At 37.6% G+C, this 3,711-nt stretch carries 2 protein-coding genes; both read right to left on the reverse strand.

Annotated features, from left to right (window positions below):
* Positions 1-69 precede the first annotated feature (69 nt).
* A complete protein-coding gene (locus LC574_RS30770; RefSeq protein WP_229457381.1) occupies positions 70-2,364 on the reverse strand; it encodes an S-layer family protein in 2,295 nt (764 codons plus the stop codon).
* Positions 2,333-3,145 (reverse strand): choice-of-anchor tandem repeat GloVer-containing protein, encoded by an 813-nt coding sequence (locus tag LC574_RS30775; RefSeq protein ID WP_229457382.1) that lies wholly within the window; start codon positions 3,143-3,145, stop codon positions 2,333-2,335. The genes LC574_RS30770 and LC574_RS30775 overlap by 32 nt, the downstream gene beginning before the upstream one ends.
* Positions 3,146-3,711 lie beyond the last annotated feature (566 nt).

Raw genomic sequence — 3,711 nt, forward strand, 5'->3', positions numbered from 1 at the left:
GAGTTGTGCTTTCAGTTGGAGTCAGTGGGAAAACCTACGCCTTGCACGGGACAACAATGGAAACTAGGATTACCGTAATTGATAAAGTCCCGGCGGCTGAAATAGGCAACATCCCTTGCATTTCTGAGAATTGTGACAAGGTGAGTCTGATAAAGAACCATAAGAAATCACTTCTTTTGGTTTAGTTGTAAAACTTACTGTACCATTTCCATTGTCTTTCCATCCTTGTGCTTCTACATATTCTTGATCTGCTTCGATCTGTATTGGCTGTTGTGATTGTTTAGTGGAAATAGGTTGTCGCTCATCTCTCCAGCCATAAGTGCTGTTGAGGGGATCGCTTGGGCTTTGTGGAATACCCCCAGATCCTCTGTCCACAAACTCATTAGGTGCTTTACCCGATTGCGTAGCGCAAATCTGAGCAACTGTAGGAATATTAATTGCTGGTGGAACGAACGCTGCTTTAATGAAATCAAATTGTAAAGTATTTATTTGAACTATACCGTCAATTCCTCTGTCTGAAGTAGCTGTAATTTTACTATCAGAAGAAGGGAAGATTCCTTGAGTATTGATAGTGACATTACCACCCCGTCCCTCAAAGGCATTTGCTGTAATCTTGCTATTCTCTAAGAGAAGCAATAGTTCCGTATTAATATTAATGTTTCCACCGTTCCCTTTGGTTTCTTGCTGTCCAGCAGTTGTAGAGATATTGCTATTGCGTAATAGAACATTGTTCGCATTGAAGATAATGTCACCTCCCTCACCTACGGCAGTGGTCGCGGTAACGCCTCCGTTGTTTGTGATGTTAATGTCTTTAGCTTTAATTTCAAGTATTCCTGCATTGCCTGAGCCATTATTTCTAACACTAACTTGAGCATTGTTATCAATATTCACTTGTTCAGCATTAATAATTAATTTGCCTGCGTCTCCAGTAGGAGTAGGAGGCACTCTATTAAATCTAATCCTCAAACTATTATCTAAAATAGCTCCTGATGAATCTATAAAACTAGGAATTTTTGAATTTGAATCTACTCCTGAAATATCTACTGAACCAGAAGCGTTAATATTAAGATTCCCAGCACTTCCAAACGATACGGTACTTGTAGATATACCCGCACCATCTCTGATCATTAGCTTTGAGGTATTAATTTCTAAATTCCCAGCATTACCACTACCAAAAGTAGCAGCATTAATTGTACTAGGGCCGACAAGAGGCGACCTACCTATAATGTTTATGGTATTATTCGCATTTATTAAAACATTACCTCCTTTTCCACTATTAAAAGTTGTAGCTCCTAAACTGCTTCCATTCTTGAGTGTAATATTTTGTGTACTTAATTTTAAATTTCCAGAATTACCAAAAGAACTAGAAGCTGTAGTTATATTACCCCCATCTTCTAATATCAAATTCTTGATTGCTCCAGTAATATTTCCACTATCTCCATAATTAAGATAACTGAAACTATTAATAGCACCATATCCAAATTGATTAACAGAAGATGGAGTAGAACCAGTAATTTTTAAATAATCGTTAGCATTTACTATTATTTCACCACCCGGAGCATTACTAAAAGTAGTAGTAGCTATTTGCGCTCCCCCAATAGTTGTTTTATTTGAATTAAGTTCAATATTTTCTCCAGGCGTGTTTCCAAAGTTGCTAGTATAGATACCGCTAATACCAAATTCTGATGCATCTTTAACTTCCAAAACTTCAGAGTTAACACTAATTTCTCCATTTTGCTTAAATCCCTGATTTTGGCTCATAATTAGTGCACCATTTAATACTTTTACATCGTTTCCCCGAATATTAATAGTATTTCCTTTACCCTCTGTGCTATTAACATAAATTAAAGCATTTTTTAAAAAACTTATATCTCTAAAAGTCATGTTTTTTTCATAGGTTAAGAATAACCTGTTATCTTCTGGCTTAATATTAACTTCTCCTTGCTGTATACCTGCTAAATCAATTCTTCCATTTTTGGCACTAAGGACTCCTCCATCCAATAATATCTTTCCTCCTATTAAAGCTAAGGTATTTCCAGGCTTTACTTGTAAACCCGTAGAAATTACACTTGCATCTATAGGGGATCTCAAGATAGAGTTCTGAATGGGAAAACCATTACCTTGCACATTAATTTCTCCGAGGGTATCATAAAACTGCAAGCCAACAGGTACATTTAATGTTAGCAAAGGAGGATATTGAGGTTCCGTAGCACTAAATCCTATACTATCAATAAATTTAATACTATTTGCTGTAGTTGCTAAAAAAGAACCACCAATGTCTAATCGAGCATTTGCTCCAAAAGTGATTCCACTTGGATTCATCAAATATAAATTAGCTGTTCCATTGGCTTTTATCAGATTCAATTAATGCAGACCGGGGATTTCGCCCATTAGCGCCACTAAAGTTATATGAAGTTATTGCTCCTGCGGGAGTTAACTTGTATACCACACCATTATTAGTTGCTCCACCTGCTGAGGCGCTGCCATAGTAGTTTCCGTCACTACCTAATTGCAACCTTGCTAATGGAGTTGCTCCATTAGTACCGTTGAAGTTAACTAAGATAGTGGGGACACCACCAGTCAGAGCAATCTTGAATACAGTTCCTCTGCTGTTGACCCCACCAGCAGAAGTTATCCCCCACAAGTTGCCATCGCTACCTGAAATCAATCGACCTGCTGGGTTGGCTCCATTAGTGCCATTGAAATTTAAAAGAGTTGTCAAGTTTGTAAAAGTTGTTTTTTGCAACTTAAACAACGTACCGAGGTTATTTGTACCACCTGTAAAGGTTGCACCATATAGATTGTCATCACTTGCCTGGAATAATCTAGCAACTGGGTTAGTTCCATTGGTTCCAGTAAAGTTAACTAGTGTGGTCAGAGTACTAAAATTAGAACCAGTTAATTTGAATGCTGTTCCTCTATTTTGCGAACCACCTGCGGAAGTGGTTCCATAAAGATTGCCATCCTTCCCTGCAAGCACACCTGCTCTTGGGGCCGCTCCATTAGTACCGTTGAAATTTACAACAGTCGTTAATGTTTGTGCAAAAGCTTGTGGCAAGGGCAATACTAATGGAGACGCCAACACAGCCAGAGAAGTTAAAATCAATACGCTATTTTTGCTTTGACGTTGTTTGGACAGTTTCATCTTGTTCACTTAACTCCTACAAAAATTTGCTCAGACACCAACCCGAAATAAATCTCCAGATTCTCGTATAGATGCAATCCGTTATGGGGCGCAAGATTTTGCACTCCTTAACAGATATGTATTCCATACAATTGAAAACAGCTAAGATGGCTTGACTTAACGGATTCTGTAGTACCTGATATCACAAATCAGTTGTGATATCAGGTACTATAAATTCGTTGTTTAAACTAGCTTTTAGTGAGAACTCACCAGAAACTTTGGTATATCTTGGTCAAGAAGAATTTAGAAATCCTCCGACTGCCTATACCGCAATGGCTGTATTCACACTTAAGTTAATTGCTGAAAATCAGATCATTTCATTAATGATGTCGCTCAGTAACATAACATACTGATTATTTTTTAGATGTCGTGACCAACACAAAAAATTTCAATTTAACTTTTATACGACTTACGCAAAACTACACGTAGTAGGGGCAATTCATGAATTGCCCCTACTGCATGGTATATTTATGATCGCAGGATAATTAAGAAAAGCCTGAAATAACCTAGGCATTTTTAACGCACAT

The sequence above is a fragment of the Nostoc sp. CHAB 5715 genome, from assembly GCF_020829685.1.
Taxonomy (GTDB): domain Bacteria; phylum Cyanobacteriota; class Cyanobacteriia; order Cyanobacteriales; family Nostocaceae; genus Nostoc.